This is a genomic window from Paraburkholderia lebeckiae (assembly GCF_014201005.1).
GTDB lineage: Bacteria > Pseudomonadota > Gammaproteobacteria > Burkholderiales > Burkholderiaceae > Paraburkholderia > Paraburkholderia tuberum.
In genome coordinates this window covers 87,405-114,157 of the sequence record NZ_JACHDK010000018.1, presented here as the reverse complement: position 1 = coordinate 114,157, position 26,753 = coordinate 87,405, and the positions used below count along the sequence as shown (strand labels likewise).

The window sequence follows — 26,753 nt, the reverse complement described above, 5'->3', positions numbered from 1 at the left end:
CGGCAAGGATACCTCACCGGCCCGCGGGCCGCAGCGCGAAGAGCGGCCGACAGCGCCGCGCTTCGCTTTGCATTACGCGCGCGGCGTCATTCCCTGTACCCGTCGCTCAGCGTCTTCAGGAACGCGATGATGTCCAGAATGTCCTGATCGGTCATCGCGGGTCGATCGCCGAACTTACGGTCGAACGGCGCGTCGGCGATATCGATGTTCGCGTGATACTGCGGCGGCAGATCGTCGTACTTCATCACCTTGCCCGACGCATCGCACGGATAAATCTTGTCCGGCGCCGTGTTGCGCAGGTTGTAGAAGTCCATCACCTGCTTCAGGTCGTGATACACGCCGTTGTGGAAGAACACCTTGCGTTCGGCGACGTTGCGCAGCGTCGGCGTGAGGAACATGCCGCAGTACTGCGTCTGCTTCGCGAGGTCGTCGCGAAACGGTCCGCATACGCCCATGTCGAAGAACGTCGGGTCCTTGTTCATCGGAATCGCCGGATTGCGCGGCACGCCCAATGCTTCGTATTGCGTATCGGTGAAGAGCGGCGGGAGGCCGTCGCGGCTCGGCTGGCTCAGGTGGCAGCCCGCGCAATTCGCCTTGTCCTTGTCGTTGAACAGTTGCAGACCGTGCAGTTCCGCATGCGTGAGTCGCGCCTTGCCTTCGAGCCAGTAGTCGTACTTGCTCGTGAACGCATGAAACGACGGATCTTCGGTCTGATAGCGGCCCACCGCGAACATCGCTTCGGAAATCAGCAGGCTCGGATTGTTGACGATGCCATCTCCGAATATCCGTTTGAACTGGTCGAGGTAGGGCGTTTGCAGCAGCTTTCGAGCGACGTCGGCTTCGCTCGCGTTGGCCATCTCGACCGGATTCGTCAGCGGGCCGATTGCCTGGTTCTGCAAGGTATCGGCGCGGCCATCCCAGAACAGGCCGCCTTGCGGCACCATCGCCGCAGCCGCCGGCGCGGCGAGCGCGGTTTTCTGCGCGCGTTGCATGCCGGCAGCCTGCGAGGCGAGCAGCGTCATGTCGACGGGAACGTCGGTATCGCCCTGATCGGGGCCGATACTGAACGGCGCCTGCCGGTACAGATACGCGAGCGAGGGCGGCGGACGATAGCCCGCCCGGTTCAGATGCAAGCCGCCCATCTGCACCGGCAACGCGTTATCCGGTCCATACGAATGCTGCGGCGAGTGACATGTCGCGCACGACTGCAGACCCGAGGCGGACAGCGTCCTGTCGAAGAAGATCTGTTTGCCGAGCACGGCAACCGCACTGAGCGGCGCTTGCTGCGGACGCATCAGATGCACCGGATGCGGATTCGCGCCGGTGATCTGCTCGACGATCCCGCCCACCGCGGGCGGCATCCGCTCCGGATAGACGAGTGCGTACGCCGAGAACGCGGCAAAGCCGAGCACGACAGTCGCCGTGCTCCCCGCGAGCAGCCGCAACCACGCGCGGCGAGTGTTCACGGGGTCCGGTCGATCGCCGGCAGGCAGCGGCGCTGGTGCGAATGCGTCTGACGGTCGGTTCATGGCGTTGACGAATAGATCGATCGGATACGTGAGCAGGGACGTGGACGGAGATGTCAGCGGCTCAAGCGAGCCAGCGCGCAGGCACTGGCCCGATTGCCGTCACGGATCGCGGTGTCGCGCGTGCTTCGCACCGCGCCACGAATACAGCTGCGCAACGCGAACAACGCGCGATCAAACACGCATATGGCGCCCGCTCAGGTCGACGGCGGCGAGGACAGCCTGGTGCCGAGGTTTTCGTCGAGATACAGCGGCGCGGTGTTGCCCGAACCCGAGAAATTGAACATGTTCATGATGCTGCCGGCCGTCGCATCGAACGATCCGCCGCCGAGGCGCTGGCCGCCAAGCCAATTGTCCTCGATGAAGCGCACCACCGACGCCTGCGTGATCAGCGTGTCGTCGACGAAGTTGACCTTCGCCCACGGCGACACGACGATGAACGGCGTGCGCGTACCCGGCCCGCAGCGGCCGTTCACCACGCCGCCGTTGACGCCTTGCGGCTGCACCGCGCCCGCGGCCGTGCACTGGCCCGCCGCGCTGAGGTTGTCGCTGCCGGCAACGGTCCCGCCGCCCGCCGATTGCGCGCTGGTCGAGTCGAACGACGCGCTGGTCGGCGCCTTGTAGCGGTGGTCGTACCAGCCGTCCGAATCGTCGTAGGCAATGATCACGGCGGTGTTCTTCCAGTCAGGCTGCTGTTCGAGGAAGTTGATCACCTTCGTGACGAACGCCTGCTCGTCGATCGGGTCCGAGTTTCCCGGGTGGCCGTCGCTGATGGCCGGCGCCTTCAGGAAGTTGACCGATGGGTAGTTGCCGGCCTTCACCGCGGTGAAGAAGTCGTCGGTGTCGTACTGGTGATGCACCGGGGTCGCGGTGTTATCGAGCGGATCGGTCGCACCAATCACCGCCGTCGACGTCGGCCGCGTATGCGCGAGGTTCGCCGTGCTCGCGTAGTACTGGAACCACGCGTGGTGCTGAACGTAGTCGGCCTTGCTCGCGTTGAGCACCTGCGAGAACGTCGAGCGCGCGCAGCCGGTCGTGCCGTTCGGGTTGACGGTCTGCAGATTGAAGCCGCCCATGAAGCCGCCCCACGTGATCTTCTTCGCGTTCAGCAGGTCGCCGATATTCCTGTTTTTCGACGACATCGTGCCGGTCACCGTGCTGCCCGCCGCGATCGTGCAGGTGTCGCCGGTCGGATCGAGGTCGCCGATCATCGTGTTGCCGCCAGCCGAGTCGGGGATCGCGTTGGCCGACGTGCCGCCCGTCAGGATCACGCCGTTGTTCTGGCCGGACACGACTTCGAGTGCGCCGGGCGTCGACGGTCCGTAGGTGTCCGTGTACGCGTTCTGGTTGATCGCGAAGTTCTGTGCGTAGTTCCACATCGCGGTGACCGTGTTGCCGTCGAAGTAGCCGAGCACCTGGCCTTTCGTCGCGAACGCGCCGGTGCTGCCGGCGATCGTCGTACCGGCCGCCGTGAACAGCGGGAACGAATCCATCGCGCCGTTGTTATAGGCGAGCTGCTCGGCGGCGTACGCGTGATTCTGGCTCGACGTATTCGCTTGCGAGCGATCGAGGCGGAACGGCAGCAGGTCCGCGGCCGGCAGCCCGAGACCCGCGATCGCCACGGTGCCGACCGTGCGGCCCGCCGTGTTCGGCGAGCTCGCCAGCGCGTTCGGGTTCGACGTCAGCAGATTGTTGCTGCTGAGGTTGTCGACCGTCGGCGTGCCCGCGGCCGCGGTGAATTGCGGTTCGCCGACCGGGTTGGTCGCTTGCGGATAGGTGCCGAAGTAGTGATCGAACGACACGTTTTCGCCGAAGATCACGACCACGTGCTTGATCGGCGTGGCGGTCGTCAGCGCATCCTGCGCGGAGACCGAGGCGGCCGGCGACGACGCGCCCGTAGTCGACGCCGCGGGCGTGCTGACGCTGTTGTTGCCGCAGCCGGCGAGCGTCAGCATCGCGGCGAACGGAATGGGTAACAAAGCTCTACGGAACATGTGACTGACTCCAGATTCGACTTGGCCGCGCAGCGTTCCATCGACAGGCATGGAGACTCGCCGCGGAATATGGGTAGAAATGCCGTTGCTGTTACTGTTGTTGCCGCGATCAAGCTGCCGGAGATTTCAGCAGCCCTCGATTAAAGATTCGAGTCGCAGACATTACGGCGGCTATCGTTTTCCATTCATATCTCTGACTTCCGGTTCGCGTAGTGCCAACCGTCAAGCGCTTTCTTCCCGCCGCACTTTATTTGCAGGCAGAGCGACGGATTTCCCCCTGCCGACACGTTGAAGAAGAAACGGGGCGATTTCTGGCTCCGACTCTTTCCGGTCCTATGGGAGAAAACGGCATGATCTCGACCCGCATGAGCCGTCTGCTCGGTTCCACGCTGAGCGCCGCGCTGTGCTGCGCGGTCACGCTGACCGCCGCGCCCGCCTCCGCGCAAGTGATGATCGCGCCGATGGCGCCGCCGCCGCCGCGCGTCGAAGTCGTGCCCGCGCCACGGGATGGCTATGTGTGGGATCAGGGCCGCTGGCGCTGGGAGCACGGCCGCTATGTGTGGGTGCCGGGCCACTGGCAGCCGGTGCGCCTCGGCTATCGCTGGGTGCCCGGGCATTGGGCGCAACGTGGGCCGCACTGGCGCTGGATCGAAGGACATTGGGCTTGAACGAGGCTTGCGATGAAAACACTCGTGATGATTCTGCTGGCGGCCTCGCTCGCCGGCTGTGTGGTCTATCCGGCACGCCCGGCCTATTACCGGCCGGCGCTCGTCGTATATTGACCGCGTACGTGATACCTGGCCGGATAGCGGCGTAGCGGCACGACAACATAACGACACGACAGCTGAAGGAGCGGCGGCAAGTGAACGACGTTGATCCCGTGATGCGGTCCTCACGCGAAAGCGCGCGCGTGATGTCGCGACCGAGCCGCACGCCTTGAGCGACGCACCACCCGATCCGGACGCCGAGCTGATCGCGCGGGTGGGCCGCGCGGAGCCCGGCGCGGTCCGCTCGCTGGTCACGCGCAAGTTGCCGCGGCTACTTGCGCTCGCCACGCGCATGCTCGGCGATCGCATGGAAGCGGAGGACGTCGCGCAGGAGGTCTTCGTGCGAATCTGGAAACAGGCGGCCCGCTGGCGTGAGGGCGAAGCGAAGTTCGACACGTGGATGCACCGGGTCGCGCTCAATCTTTGCTATGACCGTCTGCGCGGCCAGCGCGAAGACCCGAGCGACGAACTGCCCGACTCGGCCGATCCCGCCGCGCCGCCCGACGCGCGGCTCGAAGCGCGTGCCGACCACGCGCGCGTGCGCGCGGCGCTCGCGGCGCTGCCGGCGCGACAGCGCGAGGCACTCGTGCTGACCTACTACCAGGAGATGTCGAACCTCGACGCTGCCGCCTTGATGGGCGTCAGCGTCGATGCGCTGGAGAGTCTGCTGAGCCGCGCGCGCCGCGGTTTGCGCGCTCAACTGGCCGGCAGCGGCCTTAGCAAGGACAAGTCATGACGCCCGAAAGATTTCATCAGATCGTTGCAGCGTACGGCGCCGACGCGCGCCGCTGGCCGGAGCGCGAACGCGAAGCCGCGCAGGCGTGGGCGCGCGAGCATCGCGCCGAAGCCGATGCGGCGTTGAGCGACGCGGCCAGCCTCGACGCGTGGCTCGCCGCCGACGAGCTCGAGCCGCCGAGCCTCGAACTGCAGCGTCGCATCATCGACCGCGCGCCGTCCCGACGCCCAGCCGCGCGCTGGCGTTTGTGGTGGTCGGGCGCGGCGGTGGCAGGTGTCGGGTTGCTCGGCGGCGTGGCGGGGGCGTTCACGGTGTCGTTCTTCGTGCTGACCGGGAACGCGCCGGTCGTGCATGAATCCTCGTATCTGACTTCGAGCTTCGGCGGCAGCTCCGCCGATTGGAGCGGCGAATGAACGGGCGCTCGTGGAAATTTGCGCTGCTGGGCTCGGTGGTGCTCAACGTGTTCCTGCTCGGCGCGATCGCCGGCGGCGCGTATCAATGGTTCGCCGCGCACGGTGCGAATCCGCCGGCGGCGGCGCAGGACCAACGCGCGCTGCGGTTCGCCGCCGAGCCGCTGTCGGCGCAGCAGCGGCAGGCGTTTATCGACGGCCTGAAGAGCGCGCGGCGCGACGGGCGCCAGTATGCGCGCGACGCTCGCGAAGGGCGTCGTGAGGTGCTGCGTCTGCTGGCCGCGCCGCAGTTCGATCGCGCCGCACTCGATGCCGCGCTCGCGCGCACGCGCGCGGCCGATGTCAGCCTGCGCGCGATGGTCGAAGCGAGCGTCGCCGATTTCGCGGCGACGCTGACGCCCGAGGAGCGCGTCGAATTCGCCGAGAGTTTGAAGTCGCGCGGGCAATGGCGCGAAGCGCAGCCGGCGCCGAACGCGAAAAAACCGGCGGCGAATGCCGCATCGAGCGAATAAAAAATGCGCGCGATGGCGACGGATTTCAGCGTGTCGGCCGTTTAACGGACATGCAGGTGTCCTACCTGCCGACGAGGATCGTATGGCCAACTCACCGAACCTGAATGCCGCGGCGATCGCACTGAACCGCTTCGGCCTCGGCGCGCGCGCCGACGAGACGCCGCCCGCCGATCCGAAGGGCTGGCTGCTCGCGCAGTTCGAGCAGTATCAGCCGCGGCCCGACGCGTGGGCGAACCAACCTGATTCGATCGCATTGTCGACGCAGCTCGCGCAGCAGCGCATGCAGATGGAGCAGCAGTCGAAACAGAAGGCGGGCGGGGAAGACAACCCGAGCCAGAATGCGAACCACGGCGCAGACAACAGCGCAAACAAAAGCGCAAACAACAGCGCCAGCAACACCGCAGCGGTCAGCCAGACCGACGCGCAAGCCGCCAGGCAAGCCGAAAGAAAAGCACTTCGCGTCGAGATACTCGACATGTACCGCTCGTCGGTCAATGCGCGCGTCGCAAGCGCGCTGACCACGCAGACGCCGTTCATCGAACGCCTCGTGCATTTCTGGGCGAATCACTTCGCGGTGTCGACCGAAAAGCCCGGCGTCGCGGCGCTCGCCGGGTCGTTCGAAGCGGAGGCGATTCGCCCGCATGTGCTCGGCCGTTTCGAGGACATGCTGGTGGCCGTCGAGCGTCATCCGGCCATGCAGCTGTTCCTCGACCAGAACCGCTCGGTCGGTCCCGACAGCATGGCCGCGCTGCGCGCCGCGCAGCGCAATCCGGACAACAAACGCGGACTCAACGAGAACCTCGCGCGCGAGATCATGGAGCTGCATACGCTCGGCGTTCGCAGCGGCTATAGCCAGGACGACGTGACCGAGTTCGCGCGTGCGCTGACCGGCTGGAGTCTCGTCGGCAATTCGGGGAACGGCGGCGCCAATGCAAACCGGCGCGTGCTGGAACAGAACGGCGAACCCGGCAGCTTCGTGTTTCGTCCCGCGCTGCACGAGCCCGGCTCGCGCACGATCATGGGACGCCGCTACGACGAAGCCGGCGAACAGCAGGCGCTCGCGATCCTGCACGACCTCGCGCGCGCGCCGGCCACCGCGCGGCATATCGGCACGAAGCTCGCGCGCCATTTCGTCGCCGACGATCCGCCACCTGGCGTCAGCGAACGTCTGGCCGATGCGTTCACGCGCAGCGACGGCGATCTGCCGGCCGTCTATCGCGCGTTGATCGATACGCCGCAAGCATGGTCGCCGGCCGCGGTGAAGTTCAAGACACCGTGGGAGTGGACCATCTCGTCGATGCGCGGACTCGGCTGGCGCGAGCCCGGCAATCTGCAGAGCGCGCCGATCCTCACGCAGCTTGGCCAGCCGGTGTGGCGGCCCGGTTCACCCGCCGGCTACGACGATATCGCCGCGAGCTGGGCCGCGCCCGATGCGCTCGTGCGCCGCGTCGAAGTCGCGCAACGTTTCGCCGCGCGCGTGGGCGACCGGCTCGATGCGCGCTCGCTCGGCCAGACCTTGCTGGCTGGCTCGCTCAGCGAGCCGACGGCCACGGCGGTGTCGCGCGCGGAAAGCGCATCGACGGCGATCGCGCTGCTGCTGGTATCGCCCGATTTTCAACGGAGATGAACGCCATGCTGTCACGCCGCCAGTTTCTGAGCGTCGCCGCCGCCGGTGCCGGCGCACTGCTCGTGTCGCCGCGGATTGCGTTCGCGCATGTCGCGACCGACCGCCGCTTCGTGTTCGTGATCCAGCGTGGCGCGGCCGACGGGCTGAACATCGTCGTGCCGTACGCGGACCCCGCGTATGCGACGCTGCGCGGGCCGCTCGCGATCGATGCGTCGAACGCGCCGCATCTGGACGGCACGTTCGCGCTGCATCCGGCGCTCGCGCAGATGGCGACGCTGTACGCGCAGCGCGAGGCGTTGTTCGTGCACGCGGTCGCCTCGCCGTATCGCGACCGCTCGCATTTCGACGGACAGAACGTGCTCGAAACCGGCGGCACGTCGCCGTATCAGACGAAGGACGGCTGGCTCAACCGGCTCGCAGCGCTACTGCCCGCCAGCCGCGAAAACGCGATCGCGTTCGCGCCGACCGTGCCGATGGCGCTGCGCGGGCCCGCGGCGGTGACGTCGTATGCACCATCGGCCTTGCCGCAGGCGCCCGACGATCTGCTCGCGCGCGTGTCGCAACTGTACGAGCGGGACGCGCAGCTGCGTGCGCTGTGGGAATCGGCGATGGCGGCGCGCGGCCTTGCGGGCGACGCTGGCGCGCGCCAGGACCCGGCGAGCCTCGGCAAGCTTGCGGCCAGTTTTCTGGCGCGCGACGACGGTCCGCGCATCGCGATGATCGAGACCGGCGGGTGGGACACGCACAGCGCGCAGAACGCGCGGCTCGCGAATCAACTGAAGGCACTCGACACGATGCTCGCGGCGTTGCGCGACGGCATGGGTTCATCGTGGAGCAAGACCACGGTGCTGGTCGCGACGGAGTTCGGCCGGACCGCCGCCGCGAACGGCACGGGCGGCACCGATCACGGTACCGGCTCGGTCGCGATGGTGCTGGGCGGATCGGTGCAGGGCGGACGCGTGATTGCGGATTGGCCGGGCCTCGCGCCGCATCAGCTGTATCAGTCGCGCGACCTGAAGCCGACCGCCTCGCTCGATGCGTTGATCGCCGGCACCGCGAGTGAAAGTCTCGGGCTCGATCCCGCACGGACGGCGGCAGCGCTGTTTGGCCGGACCGTGGCGGGCAGACCGATGACGGGCGTCGTGCGGGCGTGACGCGTTGATCGAACAGCGGCGTGCAATGACGATGGCACGGAGGCGTGATGGGCGATCGAGGATTCCGTGGGCGAGCGACGTGCGATCGCGGCGGACGGGGGTTCGCGTCGCATCGGCATGGCGAGTCGCGTGAGCCGACGCTGACTGCTTTGCTCGACGCGTTGATCGTCGGTGCAGCGAGCGAAAGTATTGCGCTCAATCCGGAGCGCACCGCGGCCGCGCTATTCGGCCGGACGATCGCGGCTGGGCCGTTGGCGAGGCTGGGGCGGGGCAGGTGAAGCGGCGGGCGTCGCGTGAACCGAGCGCTCGCCGACGCGATGATAGCGGCGGCCGTAGTAGATCAGCGCATCGCCCGCGCCCTGCGTGCGCGCGGCTTTCACCGCGCAGAAGAACACCGTGTGCGTGCCGACTTCGGTCACCGACTCGATCTCGCAGTCGAGCGACGCGAGCGCGTCCTGCAACACCGGTGCGCCGGTTGCGAGGTCGTCCCATTGCGCGGCGGCGAAGCGCTCTTCGATCGCGAGCGCGCTCGTGGCGAAGTGCGCGGCAAGCGCCTGCTGCTCGGCGCTCAGCACGTTCACGCAGAGCTTGCCGTTGCTGCGAAACGCCGCGTTGTTGCGGCTGCTGCGGTTGATGCAAACGAGCAGGGTGGGCGGCTCGTCGGTGACGCCGCAGACCGCCGACGCAGTGCAGCCCGCAAGACCGGCTTCGCCGTCGCTGGTGATGATGTTGACGGCCGCGCCAAGCCCGGCCATCGCGTCGCGGAACGTGCTCTTGTCAAGCATGGTGGCCTCTGCGGGAAGTCGGGTTCGCCAAAACAACGGTGGTCGAGTTAGCCGCGAGGCTCGCCGTCCGGCGCCGCCGCGCAAGCCGGCGAACGGAAGCGCGCCGCTGTGTGGCTGTCAGGTAGCCGCGCGTGGCCGAACAGCTTTTCGCGCAGCGTGCCGTTACGATACGCGCGCTTGTAGGCACCACGTTCCTGCAGCAGCGGCACGACCAGTTCGATGAAATCGTCGAAGCACTCGGGCACGACGGTGCGCGACAGATTGAAGCCATCGACGCCGGTTTCCTCGGTCCACGCGATCAGCTCGTCGGCGATTTTGTCGGCCGAACCGACGAGCGGCCGCTGGCGGCTGCCGAGCACCATCTGTTCGAGCAGCTTGCGCTTCGTCCATTGCGGACCGGCCGCGCGCGTCATCGCTTCGACGTTCGACACGATCGCCTGGCTCTTGCCCGTTTCGATCGGCTCGTCGAGGTCGTAGCGCGCGAAGTCGATGCCAAGCGATGCGGCCGCATGCGCCAGCGCCGCCTCCGAGCTCACATAGCGGCGGTACTCCTCGAATTTCTCCCGCGCTTCCTGATCGGTGCGGCCCGTGATCACCGTCTGGCCGAGCAGTACCTTGATGTCGTCGGCGCGGCGGCCGCCGGCGACCGCGTGCGCGCGGATGTCGTCGACGATCGTCTTGACCGCCGGCTTCGCCTGGCCGTTGACGAACACGCACTCCGCGTGTGCCGCCGCGAACTGTTTGCCGCGCGCGGACGAACCGGCCTGATACAGCACCGGCGTACGTTGCGGCGACGGCTCCGCGAGATGCATTGCATCGACGCGGTACTGCTTGCCGTGGTGATGGATCACGTGGACTTTCGACGCGTCCGCATAGACGCCGTGCGCCTTGTCGCGCAGCACCGCGCCGTCTTCCCAGCTGCATTCCCACAGCTTGTACACGAGCTCCATGTACTCGTCGGCGAGATCGTAGCGGTCGTCGTGCGCCATCTGGCCGCTCAGGCCGATCGCGCGCGATGCGCTGTCCAGATAGCCGGTCACGATGTTCCAGCCGACCCGGCCGCGCGTCAGATGGTCGAGCGTCGACATGCGGCGCGCGAACAGAAACGGCTGCTCGACCGACAGGTTCGACGTGACGCCGAACGACAGATGCCGCGTGAGCGCGGCCATCGCCGGAATCAGCAGTGTCGGATCGTTGACCGGCACCTGCACGGCGCCGCCGATTGCCGCGTCCGGGCTGCCGCCGTAGACGTCGTACACGCCGACCACGTCCGCGAAAAAGATGCCGTCGAACAGGCCGGCTTCGAGCTTGCGCGCGTAGTCGGTCCAGTACTGCAGATCCGTGTAGCGCGTGGACTGATCACGCGGATGGGTCCACAGCCCTTGCTGGATGTGGCCTACGCAGTTCATGTCGAACGCGTTGAGAACGATTTCCTTCGGCATGGTGTGTTCCTGCTGATGAGCGGGTTCGGGCGATGGCGTTTCGTTTAATATAGTGGACGAAAAATCACTATGCAAGACATGGTTGGCTGGCTGTGCCGGTTGCGGTGGTCGTAGCGGTCTGAACTGGTCTGCGCTGATCCTGGCGCTGCTGCGTCAACGGTAATCAGCTTGGCGTAGGCTGTGCCGGGGCAGCAAGCCCGCCAACGCAACCGGCATGGCACGGGAGGTGAAGGCATTGCGAGTCTTGACTCAATCGCTTATCGTCTCGATCAGTTTCGATAAGAAAGGATGCCCATGCGACCGTCCGTTGTTCTCGACATGAAGCGTAGCGTAGTGCGCGAAGCGACGAGTCGCTTCCGCGCAGCGAACCCGCGCGTGTTCGGCTCCGTGCTGCACGGCACCGACCGGGACGGCAGCGACCTCGATCTGCTGGTCGATGCGCTGCCAGGGGCGACGCTGTTCGACCTAGGGGGGTTGCAGGATGAACTGGAAGCGCTACTCGGCGTCCACGTCGATCTGCTGACCCCGGCCGACCTGCCGCAGAAGTTCCGGGCTAAGGTGCTTGCGGAGGCGCAGCCGGTATGAACGAGAACCGCTTGCCGGACTACCTCGACGGGCCGTCGTCATGGGCCTCATCATCATTGGCGAGGCCGCCACGAAAGTAATGGACCGCTATGCCGACTTCGCTCAGGCGCACCCTGAAGTGCCGTGGCGCAGCATGCGCGGGATGCGCAACCGCATCGCCCACGGCTACTTCGATATCAACCTTGATGTGGTGTGGGACACAGTGCAAACGGCGCTACCAGAGCTACTGAAACAACTGCCTGCCGCGTGCCAGGATGCCGAAGATGAAGACCGCAAGGACGATGGAATAAAGCAATGACCGAGCGGATGGAGTTAACGGAACTGAAGGCAACTATCTCGGCCGCCGGCGGCAACGAACTCGTCAATGGGCACTGTCACGCCACGATCATCGGCTACCCCCGTGTCTCGACGCAGGATCAGAACCTTGAGTTGCAACAAGAGGCCTTGACCAAGGCCGGTTGTCGGAAGGTATTTGAGGATAAGGTGCCCCCCACTTGCGCAACGACGACCACGCCATGTCCGAAACTTCCGCCATCGATCTGACCCACGCGATCTCCGCGCGCGTGAAGACCGAGCGCGAGGCGCGCAACTGGTCGCTCGCCGAGCTGGCCGAGCGCTCGGGAGTATCGAAGGCGATGATCAGCAAGATCGAGCGTGGCGAGGCGAGTCCGACCGCGACGGTGCTCGGGCGGCTGTCGGGCGCGTTCGGGCTGACGCTGTCCACGTTGCTCGCACTCGCCGAGCAGACCGGCGAGCGGCTCGTGCGTCATGCGGACCAGTCGCTGTGGGAGGACCCCGAAACCGGCTATACGCGGCGGCGTATTTCACCGCCGACCGGCGGCGTGCTGGAACTGCTCGAAATCGAATTGCCGATTGGGGTGAGGGTGCCTTATCCGTCGGATGCGTTCGTGTTTCAGCATCAGCAGATCTGGGTCACGCAAGGGGTGCTGACGTTTCGCGAGGGCGCGCTGACGCACCGGCTCGAAGCGGGGGATTGTTTGCAACTCGGTGCGCCGGTCGAATGCGAGTTCTTCAACGCGGGCACCGAGGTGTGCAGGTATGTGGTGGGGTTGGTGCGGCGCTGAGTTGCGTCCAGCTTGTGCTCAGCTCCCGCCACTCCCGCGGGATGGCAGGTTCAGGGTGAGTCTGTTGGTCACCGAGGTCACGCCCGGCACGCCTTTCGCAACATCGCCGGCCTGCTGGATCATTTCGCCCTGAGGCACCGAGCCGGTCAACGTCACCGCGCCGCCGCGCGCCCGCACGAACACGTTCGATACATTGAAGCCCGGTGCTTTACCGAGCGCGCGCCGCACGTCGCGGCCGAGCTTGCGATCCGCCGCACGCGTCGACTGGGCGGTCGTGGCCGGCGCGGCTGCCGTGGCGGCAGGCGCCTGCGCGTCGCTCGCCTGGGCATAGGCGCTGGATGCGGTTGCCACGCACAATGCAATACCGAGCACCTTCAAAAGATTGACTGTTTTCACGGTTTCACCTCCTCGATTAGTTGATGTCGCTTCGCTGCATGTTAGAAACGCCGCGCTTTGTCGAGCTGGTCTGGACTCTGGGAAGCGCCTGTCTTGTAGAGGAGTGATGGTTTTGGCGCTTCCGGCGCGGTTAAACGATACTCCTGGCTGGGAGGCCTTGCCAAAGAGACTCAATCACGGAGGGAAACGCTCGTGGCCTGGATGCTGTCGCGGCGAGGCACGGGCTCGTGCATACGAGGCAGTTGACTACAAGCGCGGACGAGCGGCTATGAGTCAGTCTCGGCAAAACCCGGAGCATTCTGAAAGCGAGGCCGCAGGGGTCGTCCACGCTCCCGACCCGCATCCCGCTATTTGGCTGTAAGCTCCCGTTGACGGGTTCGCGTGGAGGCTGCGCGACCCGGCGTGTGGTTCACGATTCGCAGACGCAATTCGTACGTTATTGCCAATTTTTTCAGGGGATATCAGTGATGAAGAGCTTCGCCATTAAACGAATCATGCTGGGGGTTTCGGCCGTCGCACTGATGGCCGGTACGATTCCGCTCGCGCTCGCGCAGGGCTCGACGGATGCCGCGGCCCAGGAAGGCGCGACGACGACCACCCCAAAGCCGACCAAGGCCGAGCGTAAGGCTGAGCGCAAACAGGCTCGCGCGAAAAAGAACGCCGAGTTGAAGAAACTCGAAGACGCGGGCTACCAGCCGGCGCAGAACGATCCGAACTATCCGGACAAGCTGCAGGCAGCCCAGAAGAAGGCCGGCGTTGGTGCGCCTGCCAGCCAGTAACGGACACCGGACGCCCGGCGTGGCATTCATCGTTGATGAGGCGCCGGGCAGTTGCGAGGCGCGATCATGGCAACGAAACATGAAGTGAAACGCTACAAGGCGAATCTCTCCGACGAACTGCACAGCGCCGCCCTCTATGAGACGCTCGCGCAGGTCGAGCAAGACGAGACCCGCAAGCAGGTCTATCAGGATCTCGCGCAATCCGAACACAGCCACGCGCAAGTGTGGGCCGACAAGCTCAGAGCCAATGGCATCGAACCCAAGGGCCGTGGGCACGCGGTCAAAACGCGTCTGATGAAGGGCCTCGTGCGCGTGTGCGGCGCGGACTTCGTGCTGCCGACGCTCGCCGCCGCCGAATACGCGGACCGCAACAAATATCAGGGCCAACGCGACGCGGGCCACATGTCGGCCGACGAACATCATCACGCGGCCGTCGTGCAGACGCTCGCGAGCACCGGCAATGCCAACCTGTCGTCCGGCGCGCGCATTGCCGCGGCCGAGTCGTGGCACAAGGGCGCCGCGTCGGGCAACGATCTGCGCGCGGCGGTTCTCGGCGCGAACGATGGCCTCGTGTCCAACTTCTGTCTGATCATGGGCGTCGCCGGCGCGGGCACCGGCAACAAGGCGATCCTGTTGACCGGCCTGGCCGGGCTGATCGCCGGTGCCTGTTCGATGGCGCTCGGCGAATGGCTGTCGGTCACCAATGCGCGCGAACTCGCGAGCACGCAGATCGCCAAGGAAGCCGAGGAGATCGAAGAACAGCCCGAAGCGGAGGAGCACGAGCTCGCGCTGATCTACCGCGCGAAAGGGCTCGATGCGAACGAGGCGAAACGCGTGGCCTCGCAGATGATGCGCGACAAGGACAAGGCGCTCGACACCCTCACGCGCGAGGAGCTCGGTCTCGATCCGGCGGAACTGGGCGGCAATCCGTGGTCGGCGGCGGGCGTGTCGTTCTGCCTGTTCTCGCTCGGTGCGATTTTCCCGGTGATGCCGTTCCTGTGGACGAGCGGCGTCAGCGCGATCGTGCAGTGTGTCGTGCTGAGCATGCTGGCGCTCGCGTCGATCGGCGTGTTCACGTCGCTGTTCAACGGCCGCAGCGCGGGGTTTTCGGCGCTGCGCCAGATCATTATCGGACTGATCGCGGCGGGGTTTACGTTCGGCGTCGGGCGTTTGCTGGGCGTGTCGATTTCCTGACCGGTTCACCCCGCAAGCGTCGCGCGCTCGCCGCCGTCCGGGAGCGCTGCCTGCTCTGTGGCGACACGCTCCGCGCGTCGGCCAATCCGCGCCAATCCTTTCTCCCACAAGGCTTTCCTCGCCGCGTCGAGCGTTCACCGCGCACCCGGGTGTCGCATTTCCTCATGTGGTTGTCGGAATTAGTCGGTTAGCCGCACTTTTTTCTGGCAACTATGTAGGCACAGCGCGGACGGACGTCCGCGAGCGAGGAGAGCATTCGATGAATTCCCCCAAGGTCGTGGTCGAAGGGCTGTGCAAGGTGTTCGGCAGCAACCCGAAACAGGCGCTTGCGATGCTGGCCGGCGGCGCCACGAAAGAAGAGGTGTTTGCCCGCACCGGTCAGATCGTCGGCGTCCACAACGCGTCGTTCGAGGTTCGCGAGGGCGAGATCTTCGTGCTGATGGGCCTGTCCGGCTCGGGCAAGTCGACGCTGATTCGCCTGATCAATCGGCTCGTCGAGCCCAGCGCCGGCAAAGTGCTGATCGACGGCCGCGATGTCGCGAGCGTGCCGCGCGCCGAGCTGACCGCGCTGCGCCGCAAGGACATGAGCATGGTGTTCCAGTCCTTCGCGTTGATGCCGCAGCGCAGCGTGCTGGCCAACGCCGCGTTCGGGCTCGAGGTCGCGGGGGTCGGCCGCAAGGAGCGCGAGGCGCAGGCGCTGACGGTGCTCGAACAGGTCGGCCTCGCACCGTTCGCGCAGAAACTGCCGGCCGAGTTGTCGGGCGGCATGCAGCAGCGCGTCGGGCTTGCGCGCGCGCTCGCGGTCAACCCGTCGCTGATGATCATGGACGAGGCGTTCTCCGCGCTCGATCCGCTCAAGCGCAAGGAGATGCAGAACGTGCTGCTCGATCTGCAACGCGAGCAGCAGCGCACGATCCTGTTCGTGTCGCACGATCTCGAGGAGGCGATGCGCATCGGCACGCGCATCGCGATCATGGAAGGCGGACGCGTGGTGCAGATCGGCACGCCGCGGGAAATCATCAAGAACCCAGCCGATGACTACGTGCGCGCGTTCTTCGAAGGCATCGACACGAGCCGCTATCTGACGGCCGGCGATTTGATGCAGACCGACGACGTGCCGCTGATGCACGCGCCGCAGATCGACGCGTCGAGCGTCGCCGCGACGCTCGACGGCAGCGCCGACTACGCGTTCGTGCTCGACAGCGAGCGCCGAATTCGCGGCTTCGTGTGCCGCGATGCGACGGGCAGCGCGTCGCCGAAACTCAACCAGATCGAATGCATCCGCCGCAGCACGCCGCTCGACGACGTGGTCGAGCGCGTGGTGGCGAGCCGCGCGCCGCTGCCGGTCGTCGAAGCGGACGGCTCCTACTGCGGTTCGGTCAACAAGACGAACGTGCTGACCGTTCTCACGCGCCATCGAGGTTCCCATGTCTGAAGTCATTCCACTTGGCGCCTGGGTCGATCACGGCGTTCACTACCTGCTCGATCACGATGCGAAGACGTTCGATACGATCGGCAAGGTCATCGAGAGTTTCGCCGCGGCGGTCGAGCACGGTTTGCAGGCCGTGCCGATGTGGGCGCTGATGGCGTTTTTCGTCGGCATCGGCTTGTGGCGCGTCGGCTGGCGCTTTGCGCTGTTCACGCTGGCGGCGCTGCTGCTGATTTATGGCACCGGCTTCTGGGATCAGATGGTGATCACGCTCGGCCTCACGCTGTCGTCGACGGTGATCAGTCTCGTGCTCGGCGTGCCGCTCGGCATCTGGACGGCGAAGAGCCGCACCGTCGAAATGATCGTGCGCCCGGTGCTCGATCTGATGCAGACGATGCCCGCGTTCGTCTACCTGATTCCGGCCGCGATGCTGTTCGGTCTCGGCCGCGTGCCGGGCATCCTGTCGACGGTGATCTTCGCGATGCCGCCCGCGGTGCGTCTGACTGCGCTCGGCATCAGGCACGTGAATCGCGAAATCGTCGAAGCGGGACAGGCGTTCGGCTGCACGCCGTGGCAACTGCTGTACAAGGTGCAGTTTCCGAACGCGCTGCCGTCGATCATGACCGGCGTGAACCAGACCATCATGATGGCTTTGTCGATGGTGATCATCGCGTCGATGGTCGGTGCGGGCGGCCTTGGTAACGACGTGCTCGCGAGCATCCAGCGGCTCGATATCGGACTCGGCTTCGAAAGCGGGATGTCGGTCGTGATGCTGGCGATCATTCTGGACCGCATCACCGAGAGCTTCGGCCGGGCGCCGGGCAAGGTACGCGCCCCCCTGTTCGCCGGTTTGCGCAATGCGATGAAAGTGCGCCGCGAGCTGGCGGCGCAACACGGTTGACGGCCTGATTCGAGACGTCCATGAAGCGCGACGCAATCGCCTCCGCCGAAGCCGATGCGCGGCTGTGCGCCGTCGCGCACGTCGGCTTCCTGACGCTGCCGAACTTCTCGATGATCGCGTTCACGAGCGCGGTCGAGGTGCTGCGCATGGCGAACTACGTGGGCCGCGCGCAGCACTACCGGTGGTCGGTGATCACGCCGGACGGCGAGCCGGCGCGCGCGAGCAACGGCATCACGGTGAAACCGACCACCACGCTCGCCGAGGCCGGCATGCCGGACCTGCTGTTCGTGTGCGCGGGCTGGCACGTGCGCGAGTATGTCAACGACGCGGTGATCGCGCTGCTGCGCGAGGCGGCCGCGCATCGCGTGCCGCTCGGCGGCATCTGCACGGGTCCGTATGCGCTGCTCGCGGCCGGGCTGCTCGACGGCTATCGCGCGACCGTGCATTGGGAGGACATGTCGCCGTTGCACCAGCGCTATCCGCACGTGCATTTCGACGACGAACTGTTCGTGATCGACCGCGACCGGCTGACCTGCACTGGCGGAACCGCGCCGCTCGATTTGATGCTGCATCTGGTGGGCATGCGGCTAGGCGCCGCAGTGGCCGCGCAGGTGTCCGAGCAATTCATCGTCGAGCGGATTCGCGGCTCGACCGATTACCAGCACATTCCGGTCGACGCGCGGATCGGCCTGTCGCGCGCTGAACTGATCGAAGTGGTGAGGCTGATGGAAGCGAACGTCGAGGAGCCGCTATCGCTCGACGAACTCGCGCGGCTCGTCAACCTGTCACAGCGTCATTTGCAACGGATGTTCAAGCTATTCCTGAACGTGTCGCCGACGCATTACTACCTGAGTTTGCGGCTGCGCCGCGCGCGCGATCTGCTGCGCAATACCGATGCGTCGATCGCGCGTGTGACCACGATGTGCGGTTTTCATTCTCCGTGTCATTTCAGCAAGGCCTATCGCGCGCAGTTCGGACATGCGCCGAGCGTCGAGCGGCGCATGCCGGAGTAGCGGGTGCCGCGGCCTCTCATGCCGCGCGGATTCAGATCGCCTGCGCGCGGCCCGGAAACGTTTCGTCGTAGCACGAGCCGTCGTCGGCTTGCTGCGCCGTGCCGCGCTGCTCGCGATACATCATCGGCGGCACGCCGAACTGTTTGCGAAATTCCCGTCCCAGGTGCGAGGCGTCCGAAAAGCCGCAGCTCGACGCGATATCGGCGACGGTCTTGTCTGAGCTCGTCAACAACCACGCGGCAGTGCGCAGGCGCACCTGCTTCGCGTAGGCTTGCGGCGCCTTGCCGGTCTGCGCCTTGAACAGCCGTTCGAGCTGACGCGGCGACAGATCGAGCTTGCCCGCCAGTTCGTCGAGCGGCAGCGCGCGGCCTACGTGCTGCTCCATCAGCAGGATCGCGCGCTTGACCTTTGGATGCGAGGCCGGCGCGAGACCGGGGGGATGCGGCTGCGGCGCGTTGCCTTTTTGCAGGTCGTCGACGAGCAGGATGCGCAGCGCCTTCTGCACCGTCGCCGTTTCGAAATGACGCAGCAGGATCGCGGCGGCGACGTCGATCGACGCGCGGCCGCCGGAACAGGTGATGCGCCGCCGGTCGATCACGAACAGCCGGTCGGCGACCAGCATCTGTTCGTCGACCGACGGAAAGCGCTCGATGAAATCCCAGTAGTGAAACCAGCTCACGCAGATCCGATGGCCGTCGAGCACGCCCGCGCGCATCAGCGAGAACACGCCGGTGCACATGCCGACCAGCGTCGCGTCGCGGGCGGCGGCGCGGCGGATGAACGCGAGCGTCGCCTCGCTCGCGGCCGGCCCCGAGTGCAGCAGTCCGCCGACCACCACCACGTAGTCGAACTTCTCGGCGGTCTCGAAGGTTTCCCACGGCGTGATCTGGATGCCGCAACTCGCCCGCACCGGGGCCAGGGTTTCCCCGATCACGCTCCACGAACAGCGCACCGGCTTGCTGAAGTCGCCTTCGTCGGCGGACAGGCGCAGCAGGTCGACGAAACCGGAGAATGCGGTCAGCGTGAAGTTCGGCAGCAGGATGATGCCGAAGCGGATGCGCTGCTTCGTTGCTGTGTCGAGTGAGGGAGGGGCAAGCGTTTCAGCGGAATTCATGCGCGCGGCGGGTCGGTGAAAAGAACGGCGAAAGAGGAACGGACGTTGACCGAAACGGTGAAGCCGAGGATAGCACCACGGACCTTCAGCATTGCCGGCCGCAATCGGGCCGCCTGTCGCAAATGCGTCCCAAGTCATCGCAAATGCGCCGGGAGACCCGCATGGCGGCTCACTTGACGACGCCATCCCATTGCGATGCCGTTTTTATTCTATCGATCCGGCCCGGCGTGCGGTGCAATAGACGCACATTCCATCCGGGCGCATCAGTCGAGTCGAAGCGCTTCCGGCCATCGCAACACGCAAGACACAACGCACAAGGCACGCCATGAACGTCAGCGTCTTCGATCTGTTCAAGATCGGCATCGGTCCATCCAGCTCGCACACGGTCGGGCCGATGATCGCCGCATGCCGCTTCGCATCGCACATCGAGGACGCGAATCTGCTTGGCTTCGTGCGGCGCGTCAGAGCCGAGCTGTTCGGCTCGCTCGGCGCGACCGGCAAGGGCCACGGCACCGACAAGGCGGTGCTGCTAGGCCTCGAAGGCAATCTGCCCGACCGGCTCGATCCTGAGCTGATCGGGCCGCGGCTGCGCGCGATCCGCGAGACCCGCCAGCTCTTGCTGCTCGGCAAGCATCCGGTCGCGTTCGACGAGCGCGAACATGTCGGCTTCTTGCGCAAGCTGATGCCGGGCGCGCCGGGCTCGGGCGTCGTGCATCCGAACGGCATGCGCTTCCAGGCCTTCGACGAGAACGGTCAACTGCTCGTCGAAAAAGAGTACTTCTCGATCGGCGGCGGCTTCGTCGTCAATCGCGACGGCGATCGCGTGAACGGCCGGCGCGCCGACGCCGAGGTGCCGTATCCGTTTCGCACCGGTGACGATCTGATGCGCGTGTGCCGCGAAAGCGGCCTGTCCATCGCCGAAGTGACGTTGCGCAACGAATGCGCGACCCGGCCCGAACCCGAAGTGCGCGAGGGCCTGCTGGCGATCTGGCGCACGATGGCCGCGTGTGTCGAGCGCGGTTGCAAGGTGCACGGCGAGTTGCCCGGCCCGATGCACGTGAAGCGTCGCGCGGCCGAGCTGTGCGAGCGCTTGCGCGCACGCTCGGAGGAATCGCTGCGCGACCCGCTGTCGATGCTCGACTGGGTCAACCTGTACGCGATGGCCGTCAACGAGGAGAACGCCGCGGGCGGCCGGGTCGTCACCGCGCCGACCAATGGCGCGGCCGGCGTGATCCCGGCCGTGCTGCACTACTACGTGAAATTCATGCATGCGGCGAACGACGCGGGCATCGTCGACTTCCTGCTGACCGCCGCGGCGATCGGCATCATCTACAAGGAAACGGCGTCGATCTCCGGCGCCGAGGTGGGCTGCCAGGGCGAAGTGGGCGTGGCCTGCTCGATGGCCGCCGCCGCGCTCGCGGCCGTGATGGGCGGCACGCCCACCCAGGTCGAGAACGCCGCCGAAATCGGTATGGAACACAACCTCGGCATGACCTGCGATCCGGTCGGCGGGCTGGTGCAGATTCCGTGCATCGAGCGCAACGCGATGGGCGCGATCAAGGCGATCAACGCGGCCCGCCTCGCGATGAAGGGCGACGGCAAGCACGTGGTGTCGCTCGACAGTGTGATCCGCACCATGCGCGAAACCGGCGCCGACATGAAGACGAAATACAAGGAGACGTCGCGCGGCGGACTGGCCGTGAACGTCATCGAGTGTTGAACTGCTACACCGCATCCGCAAAACCGCAAAGGACCGACGATGAGCCGCTATTCGATATTCAGCCTGCTACGCAACGGGATGTCGTATCACGAGAACTGGGAGCGGCAATGGCGCAGCCCCGAGCCTAAACGTGAATACGACGTCGTGATCGTCGGCGGCGGCGGGCACGGTCTCGCGACCGCGTACTACCTCGCGAAGGAGCATGGCGTGCGCAATGTCGCGGTGCTCGAGAAGGGCTGGATCGGCGGCGGCAACACCGCGCGCAATACGACGATCGTGCGGTCGAACTACCTGTGGGACGAATCCGCCGCGCTCTACGAGAAGGCGATGAAGCTGTGGGAAGGGCTCGCGCAGGATCTGAACTACAACGTGATGTTCAGCCAGCGCGGCGTGATGAATCTCGCGCATACGCTGCAGGACGTGCGCGACACCGAACGCCGCGTCAACGCGAACCGCCTGAACGGCGTCGACGCCGAATTTCTCACGCCCGCGCAGATCAAGGAACTCGAGCCGACCATCAATCTGAACAGCCGCTATCCGGTGCTCGGCGCATCGATCCAGCGGCGCGGCGGCGTGGCCCGGCACGATGCGGTGGCGTGGGGCTTCGCGCGCGGCGCCGATCAGGCCGGCGTCGATATCGTGCAGAACTGCCAGGTCGTCGGCATTCGCCGCGACGGCAGCCAGGTGACGGGCGTCGACACGACGAAGGGTTTCATCAAGGCGAAGAAGGTCGCGGTGGTCGCGGCCGGCAACACGTCGACGCTCGCCGACATGGCCGGAGTGCGACTGCCGCTCGAAAGCCATCCGTTGCAGGCGCTGGTGTCGGAGCCGATCAAGCCGGTCGTCAACACGGTCGTGATGTCGAATGCGGTCCACGCGTATATCAGCCAGTCCGACAAGGGCGATCTCGTGATCGGTGCGGGCGTCGATCAGTACACGGGCTTTGGGCAGCGCGGCAGCTTCCAGATCATCGAGGGCACGCTCGAGGCGATCGTCGAGATGTTCCCGGTGTTTTCGCGCGTGCGGATGAACCGGCAGTGGGGCGGCATCGTCGATGTGTCGCCGGACGCGTGCCCGATCATCAGCAAGACCGATGTGAAGGGACTGTATTTCAACTGCGGCTGGGGGACGGGCGGCTTCAAGGCGACGCCCGGCTCGGGATGGGTCTATGCGCACACGATCGCGAAGGACGAACCCCATCCGTTGAACGCGCCGTTTTCGCTGGACCGGTTCTATACCGGTCATCTGATCGATGAGCATGGCGCTGCCGCCGTGGCCCACTAGTCGACAAGGAGACACAGATGCTGCTGATCGAATGCCCCTGGTGCGGTCCCCGCGCCGAAACCGAATTCACGTGCGGCGGCGAGGCGGACATCGCCCGCCCGCTCGACACGGACACGCTCACCGACAAGGAATGGGGCGACTACCTTTTCATGCGCAAGAACCCGCGCGGCGTGCATCGCGAGCAATGGTTCCACACGCAGGGCTGCCGCCGCTGGTTCAAGGCGCAGCGCGACACCGTCAGCTATGCGTTCCAGGGCTATCAGACGTTCGAGCGTCCGTTGCTGGCGCTGGACAGTACCGATACACAGGCAGCAAACGCACAGGTAAAGGCACAAGAGGGCAAAGCATCATGAGCCAGAAAGACCGACTCCCGACCGGCGGGCGCATCAATCGCGCGATCGCGCTGAGCTTCACGTTCAACGGCGTCGAGTATCAGGGTTATCAAGGCGATACGCTCGCGTCCGCATTGCTCGCGAACGGCATGCATTTCGTCGCGCGCAGCTGGAAATATCATCGGCCGCGCGGCATCGTGACCGCGGGCGTCGAGGAGCCGAACGCGGTCGTGCAACTGGAGACCGGCGCCTACACGGTGCCGAACGCGCGGGCCACCGAGGTCGAGTTGTACCAGGGGCTCGTCGCGAGCAGCGTGAACGCGAAACCGAGCATCGAGAAGGACCGCATGGCGATCAACCAGAAGATCGCGCGCTTCATTCCGGCGGGCTTCTACTACAAGACCTTCATGTGGCCGCGCAAACTCTGGCCGAAGTACGAGGAAGCGATTCGCGACGCGGCCGGCCTCGGCACCGCGCCGCGACAGCGCGACGCGGACCGCTACGACAAGTGCTTCGCGCATTGCGACGTGCTGGTGGTCGGCGGCGGCCCGACCGGGCTCGCGGCCGCGCACGCGGCGGCCATGTCCGGCGCGCGCGTGACGCTCGTCGACGATCAGCCCGAGCTGGGCGGCTCGCTGCTGTCCTGCGGCGCGGAGATCGACGGCAAGCCCGCGCTGCAGTGGGTGCGGAAAATCGAGGACGAATTGCGGCAGTTGCCCGATGTGAAGATCCTGAGCCGCAGCACCGCGTTCGGCTATCAGGACCACAATCTCGTCACGGTCACGCAGCGCCTGACCGATCATCTGCCCGTGTCGCAGCGCAAGGGCACGCGCGAACTGCTGTGGAAGATCCGCGCGAAACGCGTGATTCTCGCGACCGGCGCGCATGAACGGCCGATCGTGTTCGGCAACAACGATCTGCCTGGCGTGATGCTCGCGTCGGCGGTGTCGAGCTATCTGCATCGGTATGCGGTACTGCCGGGTCGCAATGCGATCGTGTTCACGAACAACGACGACGGCTATCAATGTGCGCTCGACCTGAAGGCGGCCGGCGCGCAGGTGAGCGTCATCGATCCGCGCGCGGGCGAATCGAAGGGCACGCTGCCCGCGCTCGCGCGCCGCCATGGCATCAAGGTGCTGAACGGCACGGTCGTCACGGCGGCGCATGGCAAGCTGCGCGTCGCGTCGGTGTCGCTCGCATCGTATGCGAAAGGGCAAATCACCGCTCAGCAGGGCCAACTGCCGTGCGATCTGCTCGCGATGTCGGGTGGCTGGAGCCCAGTGCTGCATCTGTTCGCGCAGTCGGGGGGCAAGGCCCATTGGCATGACGACAAGGCCTGCTTCGTGCCGGGCAAGGCGGTCCAGCCTGAGACCAGCGTCGGCGCCTGCGCGGGCGACTTCACGCTCGGCCAGGGCATCCGCTTCGCGCTCGACGCCGGCGTCGAAGCGGCGCGCGCGGCCGGGCACATCGTCGCGCGGCCAAAGCCGGTGCAGGTCGCCGAACTGAGCGAAACGAAGCTGGAACCGCTGTGGCTCGTCGGCGGACGCGAGTTGGCCACGCGCGGGCCCAAGCAGTTCGTCGATTTCCAGAACGACGTCGCGGCGGCCGACATCTTCCTCGCGGCGCGCGAAGGCTTCGAATCGGTCGAACACGTGAAGCGCTACACCGCGATGGGCTTCGGCACCGACCAGGGCAAGCTCGGCAACATCAACGGCATGGCGATTCTCGCCCAGGCGCTCGGTAAGACCATTCCCGAGACCGGCACGACGACGTTCCGGCCGAACTACACGCCGGTCACGTTCGGCACGTTCGCCGGCCGGGAATTGGGCGAATTGCTCGATCCGGTGCGCAAGACGGCGGTGCACGAATGGCACGTGGAACACGGCGCGGCGTTCGAGGACGTCGGCAACTGGAAGCGTCCGTGGTATTACCCGAAAGCGGGCGAGGATCTGCACGCGGCGGTTGCGCGCGAAGCGCTCGCGGTGCGCACGAGCGTCGGCATTCTCGATGCGTCGACGCTAGGCAAGATCGATATTCAGGGCCCCGATTCCGCGAGACTGTTGAACTGGGTGTACACGAATCCGTGGACCAGGCTCGAAGTCGGCAAGTGCCGCTACGGCCTGATGCTCGACGAAAACGGCATGATCTTCGACGACGGCGTGACCGTGCGCCTCGCCGAGCAGCACTACATGATGACGACCACCACCGGCGGCGCGGCGCGTGTGCTCACGTGGCTCGAACGCTGGCTGCAAACCGAATGGCCCGACCTGCGCGTGCGGCTCGCGTCGGTCACCGATCACTGGGCAACTCTTGCGGTAGTCGGTCCGATGAGCCGCAAGGTGCTGCAAAAGGTCTGCGACGACATCGACTTCGCGAACGCGGCGTTTCCGTTCATGACGTATCGTGAAGGCACCGTCGCGGGCGCGGCGGCGCGCGTGATGCGCATCAGCTTCTCGGGCGAACTCGCGTATGAGGTGAACGTGCCGGCCAACGTCGGACGCGCGGTGTGGGAAGCGTTGATGGCCGCGGGCGCGGAGTTCAACATCACGCCGTACGGCACCGAGACGATGCACGTGCTGCGCGCGGAGAAGGGCTACATCATCGTCGGCCAGGATACGGACGGCTCGATGACGCCGCACGACCTCGGCATGGGCGGGCTCGTCGCGAAGTCGAAGGACTTTCTCGGCAAGCGCTCGCTCGCCCGCTCGGACACCGCGAAGGCGGGACGTAAGCAACTGGTCGGGCTGCTCGCGGAGGATGCGTCGTTCGTGATACCCGAGGGCTCGCAGATCGTCGCCGGTCCGTTCCAGGGCGACACCGCGCCGATGCTCGGGCACGTCACGTCGAGCTATTACAGCCCGATTCTGCAACGCTCGATCGCGATGGCGGTCGTCAAGGGCGGTCTCGACAAGATCGGCACGACCGTCACGATTCCGCTCGCGAGCGGCAAACAGATCGCGGCGAGGATCGCGAGTCCGGTGTTCTACGACAGCGAAGGAGCACGTCAACATGTGGAATGAAACTGGCGGAACGGTGTCCATCGTGGACCGCACGCTCGGGCGGCAAAACGGCGCGTGGCAGGAGTCGCCGCTGGTCGGTGTGGATGGGCTGCTGAAACAGCATCAGGCCAACGCGACCGCCGCGTTCCGGCTCGGCGAGCGGCCATTTCTCGAACTCGTGAACGTGCGCGGCGATACGCGCGACGCGGCGTTCATTCGCGCGGTGGAACAGGTGATCGGCTGCAAGCCGCCGGAGAAGCCGAACACCGTCGCGCGCGGCAACGGCTACGACATGGTCTGGCTCGGCCCCGACGAATGGCTCGTGCGTTCGGAGACCGCGCACGATGCGACGCGCACGGCGCCGTTGCAGGCGAAGCTCGGCGCGGCGTTCGCGGGCGTGTTCGCATCGGCGGTCGATGTGGGCAGCGGCTATACGGTGCTTGAAATCACCGGCACGCGCACGCGCGACGTGCTCGCGCGCGGCTGTCCGCTCGATCTGCATCCCAAACTTTTCGGCCCGGGGCAGTGCGCGCAGAGCCACTATTTCAAGGCGTCGATCACGTTGCTGCCCACGGGCGCCGACAGTTTCGACATCGTCGTGCGTCGCAGCTTCGCGGATTACTTCGTCAGAATCATGCTCGACGCCGCCGAGCCGTTGATGTGCTGAGCGACGCGCGGTTCGCTTTGCTGATTTCGCCATGACGTCGGCACGCGCGGCCACCTCGCTTCTCACGGCACGCGCGTGCGATGAGCGCGATGCCGGCGCCGCGCTCGCGCTGCTCGATCAAAGTATCGCGCTGCGTCATCGGCGCATTGCGCTGATCCGCTATCTACTCGCGCGGGAGCTCGGTGCGCCGCTCGAAGGGCGGCATCATGCGTACGTCGAGAAAATCGCGGCCCGTCTGAGCGCGGATGCGCTCGCGCGGATCGCCGGCGCAGCGCGTGCGCGGCTGCGCCCGTAAGTCCACG

General features: G+C 66.1%; 25 protein-coding genes and 2 pseudogenes. 21 read left to right on the top strand and 6 right to left on the bottom strand.

The window, feature by feature from the left end:
* Positions 1-86: 86 nt before the first annotated feature.
* Both HDG39_RS26705 and HDG39_RS26700 read right to left on the bottom strand, forming a co-directional pair.
* Complete coding sequence (locus tag HDG39_RS26705) at positions 87-1,529, bottom strand: cytochrome-c peroxidase (RefSeq protein ID WP_184010078.1); 1,443 nt, start codon at positions 1,527-1,529, stop codon at positions 87-89.
* Positions 1,530-1,723: 194 nt separating this feature from the next.
* The gene (locus tag HDG39_RS26700) at positions 1,724-3,520 is read right to left on the bottom strand and encodes a phospholipase C (protein ID WP_184010076.1); all 1,797 of its coding nucleotides are present in this window, start codon (positions 3,518-3,520) and stop codon (positions 1,724-1,726) included.
* A gap of 350 nt (positions 3,521-3,870) precedes the next feature.
* Between HDG39_RS26700 and HDG39_RS26695 the strand changes: the two genes are divergently transcribed.
* From HDG39_RS26695 to HDG39_RS26670, 6 genes and pseudogenes are all read left to right on the top strand, one after another.
* On the top strand, positions 3,871-4,188 hold the full coding sequence (locus HDG39_RS26695) for a YXWGXW repeat-containing protein (protein ID WP_184010074.1): 318 nt from the start codon (positions 3,871-3,873) through the stop codon (positions 4,186-4,188).
* A 244-nt stretch (positions 4,189-4,432) separates the two neighbouring features.
* Positions 4,433-5,023 (top strand): annotated as a pseudogene (locus HDG39_RS26690) (RNA polymerase sigma factor); the annotation flags it as partial.
* Entirely contained in the window at positions 5,020-5,436 is a 417-nt protein-coding gene (locus HDG39_RS26685; RefSeq protein ID WP_184010070.1) for a hypothetical protein, read from the top strand. The pseudogene HDG39_RS26690 and the gene HDG39_RS26685, both read left to right, overlap by 4 nt.
* Positions 5,433-5,945, top strand: coding sequence for a periplasmic heavy metal sensor (locus HDG39_RS26680; protein WP_184010068.1), 513 nt, complete (start codon positions 5,433-5,435; stop codon positions 5,943-5,945). Before HDG39_RS26685 ends, HDG39_RS26680 begins: the two co-directional genes overlap by 4 nt.
* 82 nt (positions 5,946-6,027) lie before the next feature.
* Positions 6,028-7,572, top strand: coding sequence for a DUF1800 domain-containing protein (locus HDG39_RS26675; protein ID WP_184010066.1), 1,545 nt, complete (start codon positions 6,028-6,030; stop codon positions 7,570-7,572).
* 5 nt (positions 7,573-7,577) lie between these two features.
* Positions 7,578-8,726 (top strand): DUF1501 domain-containing protein, encoded by a 1,149-nt coding sequence (locus tag HDG39_RS26670; RefSeq protein ID WP_184010064.1) that lies wholly within the window; start codon positions 7,578-7,580, stop codon positions 8,724-8,726.
* A 221-nt stretch (positions 8,727-8,947) separates the two neighbouring features.
* On the opposite strand, the gene HDG39_RS26665 is transcribed toward HDG39_RS26670, so the two are convergent.
* Together HDG39_RS26665 and HDG39_RS26660 are read right to left on the bottom strand one after the other, a co-directional pair.
* A complete protein-coding gene (locus HDG39_RS26665; RefSeq protein WP_184010062.1) occupies positions 8,948-9,511 on the bottom strand; it encodes a flavin reductase in 564 nt (187 codons plus the stop codon).
* A 47-nt stretch (positions 9,512-9,558) separates the two neighbouring features.
* Positions 9,559-10,953, bottom strand: coding sequence for an LLM class flavin-dependent oxidoreductase (locus tag HDG39_RS26660; RefSeq protein ID WP_184010060.1), 1,395 nt, complete (start codon positions 10,951-10,953; stop codon positions 9,559-9,561).
* A gap of 294 nt (positions 10,954-11,247) precedes the next feature.
* Between HDG39_RS26660 and HDG39_RS26655 the strand changes: the two genes are divergently transcribed.
* From HDG39_RS26655 to HDG39_RS26640, 4 genes and pseudogenes are all read left to right on the top strand, one after another.
* Positions 11,248-11,538: a nucleotidyltransferase family protein gene (locus tag HDG39_RS26655; RefSeq protein ID WP_184010058.1), complete on the top strand. Its 291-nt coding sequence runs from the start codon at positions 11,248-11,250 to the stop codon at positions 11,536-11,538.
* The gene (locus tag HDG39_RS26650) at positions 11,516-11,836 is read left to right on the top strand and encodes a HepT-like ribonuclease domain-containing protein (RefSeq protein WP_503125005.1); all 321 of its coding nucleotides are present in this window, start codon (positions 11,516-11,518) and stop codon (positions 11,834-11,836) included. Before HDG39_RS26655 ends, HDG39_RS26650 begins: the two co-directional genes overlap by 23 nt.
* Positions 11,837-11,922: 86 nt before the next feature.
* Positions 11,923-12,039: pseudogene (locus HDG39_RS35250) on the top strand (recombinase family protein); the annotation flags it as partial.
* Between the two features lie 14 nt (positions 12,040-12,053).
* Positions 12,054-12,623: a helix-turn-helix domain-containing protein gene (locus tag HDG39_RS26640; protein WP_184010056.1), complete on the top strand. Its 570-nt coding sequence runs from the start codon at positions 12,054-12,056 to the stop codon at positions 12,621-12,623.
* 18 nt (positions 12,624-12,641) lie between these two features.
* Here HDG39_RS26640 and HDG39_RS26635 read toward each other — a convergent pair whose 3' ends face one another.
* Positions 12,642-13,019: a BON domain-containing protein gene (locus HDG39_RS26635; protein WP_026226637.1), complete on the bottom strand. Its 378-nt coding sequence runs from the start codon at positions 13,017-13,019 to the stop codon at positions 12,642-12,644.
* 467 nt (positions 13,020-13,486) lie between these two features.
* Between HDG39_RS26635 and HDG39_RS26630 the strand changes: the two genes are divergently transcribed.
* The 5 genes from HDG39_RS26630 (at position 13,487) to HDG39_RS26610 (ending at position 18,335) form a co-directional block, all read left to right on the top strand.
* Entirely contained in the window at positions 13,487-13,798 is a 312-nt protein-coding gene (locus HDG39_RS26630) for a hypothetical protein (RefSeq protein ID WP_176078901.1), read from the top strand.
* Between the two features lie 66 nt (positions 13,799-13,864).
* Complete coding sequence (locus tag HDG39_RS26625; RefSeq protein ID WP_184010054.1) at positions 13,865-14,992, top strand: VIT1/CCC1 transporter family protein; 1,128 nt, start codon at positions 13,865-13,867, stop codon at positions 14,990-14,992.
* 259 nt (positions 14,993-15,251) lie between these two features.
* The gene (locus HDG39_RS26620) at positions 15,252-16,427 is read left to right on the top strand and encodes a quaternary amine ABC transporter ATP-binding protein (protein WP_184010052.1); all 1,176 of its coding nucleotides are present in this window, start codon (positions 15,252-15,254) and stop codon (positions 16,425-16,427) included.
* On the top strand, positions 16,420-17,322 hold the full coding sequence (gene choW, locus HDG39_RS26615; RefSeq protein WP_184010050.1) for a choline ABC transporter permease subunit: 903 nt from the start codon (positions 16,420-16,422) through the stop codon (positions 17,320-17,322). Before HDG39_RS26620 ends, choW begins: the two co-directional genes overlap by 8 nt.
* Before the next feature lie 20 nt (positions 17,323-17,342).
* Complete coding sequence (locus tag HDG39_RS26610) at positions 17,343-18,335, top strand: GlxA family transcriptional regulator (RefSeq protein WP_184010048.1); 993 nt, start codon at positions 17,343-17,345, stop codon at positions 18,333-18,335.
* Positions 18,336-18,366: 31 nt separating this feature from the next.
* Here HDG39_RS26610 and HDG39_RS26605 read toward each other — a convergent pair whose 3' ends face one another.
* Positions 18,367-19,449, bottom strand: a complete 1,083-nt coding sequence (locus tag HDG39_RS26605) for a GlxA family transcriptional regulator (protein ID WP_184010046.1) — start codon at positions 19,447-19,449, stop codon at positions 18,367-18,369.
* Positions 19,450-19,774: 325 nt separating this feature from the next.
* Between HDG39_RS26605 and HDG39_RS26600 the strand changes: the two genes are divergently transcribed.
* Genes HDG39_RS26600 through HDG39_RS26575 form a run of 6 tightly spaced genes read left to right on the top strand, consistent with a single transcriptional unit; the run spans position 19,775 to position 26,746 of the window.
* Entirely contained in the window at positions 19,775-21,169 is a 1,395-nt protein-coding gene (locus HDG39_RS26600; protein WP_184010044.1) for an L-serine ammonia-lyase, read from the top strand.
* Positions 21,170-21,208: 39 nt separating this feature from the next.
* Positions 21,209-22,453 (top strand): sarcosine oxidase subunit beta family protein, encoded by a 1,245-nt coding sequence (locus HDG39_RS26595; protein ID WP_184010042.1) that lies wholly within the window; start codon positions 21,209-21,211, stop codon positions 22,451-22,453.
* A gap of 17 nt (positions 22,454-22,470) precedes the next feature.
* Positions 22,471-22,806, top strand: coding sequence for a sarcosine oxidase subunit delta (locus tag HDG39_RS26590; RefSeq protein WP_184010040.1), 336 nt, complete (start codon positions 22,471-22,473; stop codon positions 22,804-22,806).
* On the top strand, positions 22,803-25,805 hold the full coding sequence (locus HDG39_RS26585; RefSeq protein WP_184010038.1) for a sarcosine oxidase subunit alpha family protein: 3,003 nt from the start codon (positions 22,803-22,805) through the stop codon (positions 25,803-25,805). Before HDG39_RS26590 ends, HDG39_RS26585 begins: the two co-directional genes overlap by 4 nt.
* Positions 25,795-26,451 carry a sarcosine oxidase subunit gamma gene (locus HDG39_RS26580; protein WP_184010036.1) on the top strand — a complete coding sequence of 219 codons (657 nt, stop codon included), beginning with the start codon at positions 25,795-25,797 and terminating at the stop codon, positions 26,449-26,451. Before HDG39_RS26585 ends, HDG39_RS26580 begins: the two co-directional genes overlap by 11 nt.
* Positions 26,452-26,482: 31 nt before the next feature.
* Positions 26,483-26,746 (top strand): hypothetical protein, encoded by a 264-nt coding sequence (locus HDG39_RS26575; protein ID WP_184010034.1) that lies wholly within the window; start codon positions 26,483-26,485, stop codon positions 26,744-26,746.
* The last annotated feature ends 7 nt before the right edge of the window (positions 26,747-26,753 follow it).

Bases quoted from the DNA above. Each gene is read 5' to 3' on its own strand.
- HDG39_RS26665 (WP_184010062.1), bottom strand. From the start codon at position 9,511: ATGCTTGACAAGAGCACGTTCCGCGACGCGATGGCCGGGCTTGGCGCG.
- HDG39_RS26660 (WP_184010060.1), bottom strand. From the start codon at position 10,953: ATGCCGAAGGAAATCGTTCTCAACGCGTTCGACATGAACTGCGTAGGC.
- HDG39_RS26575 (WP_184010034.1), top strand. From the start codon at position 26,483: ATGACGTCGGCACGCGCGGCCACCTCGCTTCTCACGGCACGCGCGTGC.
- HDG39_RS26630 (WP_176078901.1), top strand. From the start codon at position 13,487: ATGAAGAGCTTCGCCATTAAACGAATCATGCTGGGGGTTTCGGCCGTC.
- HDG39_RS26685 (WP_184010070.1), top strand. From the start codon at position 5,020: ATGACGCCCGAAAGATTTCATCAGATCGTTGCAGCGTACGGCGCCGAC.
- HDG39_RS26700 (WP_184010076.1), bottom strand. From the start codon at position 3,520: ATGTTCCGTAGAGCTTTGTTACCCATTCCGTTCGCCGCGATGCTGACG.
- choW (WP_184010050.1), top strand. From the start codon at position 16,420: ATGTCTGAAGTCATTCCACTTGGCGCCTGGGTCGATCACGGCGTTCAC.
- HDG39_RS26600 (WP_184010044.1), top strand. From the start codon at position 19,775: ATGAACGTCAGCGTCTTCGATCTGTTCAAGATCGGCATCGGTCCATCC.
- HDG39_RS26640 (WP_184010056.1), top strand. From the start codon at position 12,054: ATGTCCGAAACTTCCGCCATCGATCTGACCCACGCGATCTCCGCGCGC.
- HDG39_RS26580 (WP_184010036.1), top strand. From the start codon at position 25,795: ATGTGGAATGAAACTGGCGGAACGGTGTCCATCGTGGACCGCACGCTC.
- HDG39_RS26625 (WP_184010054.1), top strand. From the start codon at position 13,865: ATGGCAACGAAACATGAAGTGAAACGCTACAAGGCGAATCTCTCCGAC.
- HDG39_RS26590 (WP_184010040.1), top strand. From the start codon at position 22,471: ATGCTGCTGATCGAATGCCCCTGGTGCGGTCCCCGCGCCGAAACCGAA.
- HDG39_RS26680 (WP_184010068.1), top strand. From the start codon at position 5,433: ATGAACGGGCGCTCGTGGAAATTTGCGCTGCTGGGCTCGGTGGTGCTC.
- HDG39_RS26675 (WP_184010066.1), top strand. From the start codon at position 6,028: ATGGCCAACTCACCGAACCTGAATGCCGCGGCGATCGCACTGAACCGC.
- HDG39_RS26670 (WP_184010064.1), top strand. From the start codon at position 7,578: ATGCTGTCACGCCGCCAGTTTCTGAGCGTCGCCGCCGCCGGTGCCGGC.
- HDG39_RS26595 (WP_184010042.1), top strand. From the start codon at position 21,209: ATGAGCCGCTATTCGATATTCAGCCTGCTACGCAACGGGATGTCGTAT.
- HDG39_RS26620 (WP_184010052.1), top strand. From the start codon at position 15,252: ATGAATTCCCCCAAGGTCGTGGTCGAAGGGCTGTGCAAGGTGTTCGGC.
- HDG39_RS26605 (WP_184010046.1), bottom strand. From the start codon at position 19,449: ATGAATTCCGCTGAAACGCTTGCCCCTCCCTCACTCGACACAGCAACG.
- HDG39_RS26695 (WP_184010074.1), top strand. From the start codon at position 3,871: ATGATCTCGACCCGCATGAGCCGTCTGCTCGGTTCCACGCTGAGCGCC.
- HDG39_RS26655 (WP_184010058.1), top strand. From the start codon at position 11,248: ATGCGACCGTCCGTTGTTCTCGACATGAAGCGTAGCGTAGTGCGCGAA.
- HDG39_RS26585 (WP_184010038.1), top strand. From the start codon at position 22,803: ATGAGCCAGAAAGACCGACTCCCGACCGGCGGGCGCATCAATCGCGCG.
- HDG39_RS26610 (WP_184010048.1), top strand. From the start codon at position 17,343: ATGAAGCGCGACGCAATCGCCTCCGCCGAAGCCGATGCGCGGCTGTGC.
- HDG39_RS26705 (WP_184010078.1), bottom strand. From the start codon at position 1,529: ATGAACCGACCGTCAGACGCATTCGCACCAGCGCCGCTGCCTGCCGGC.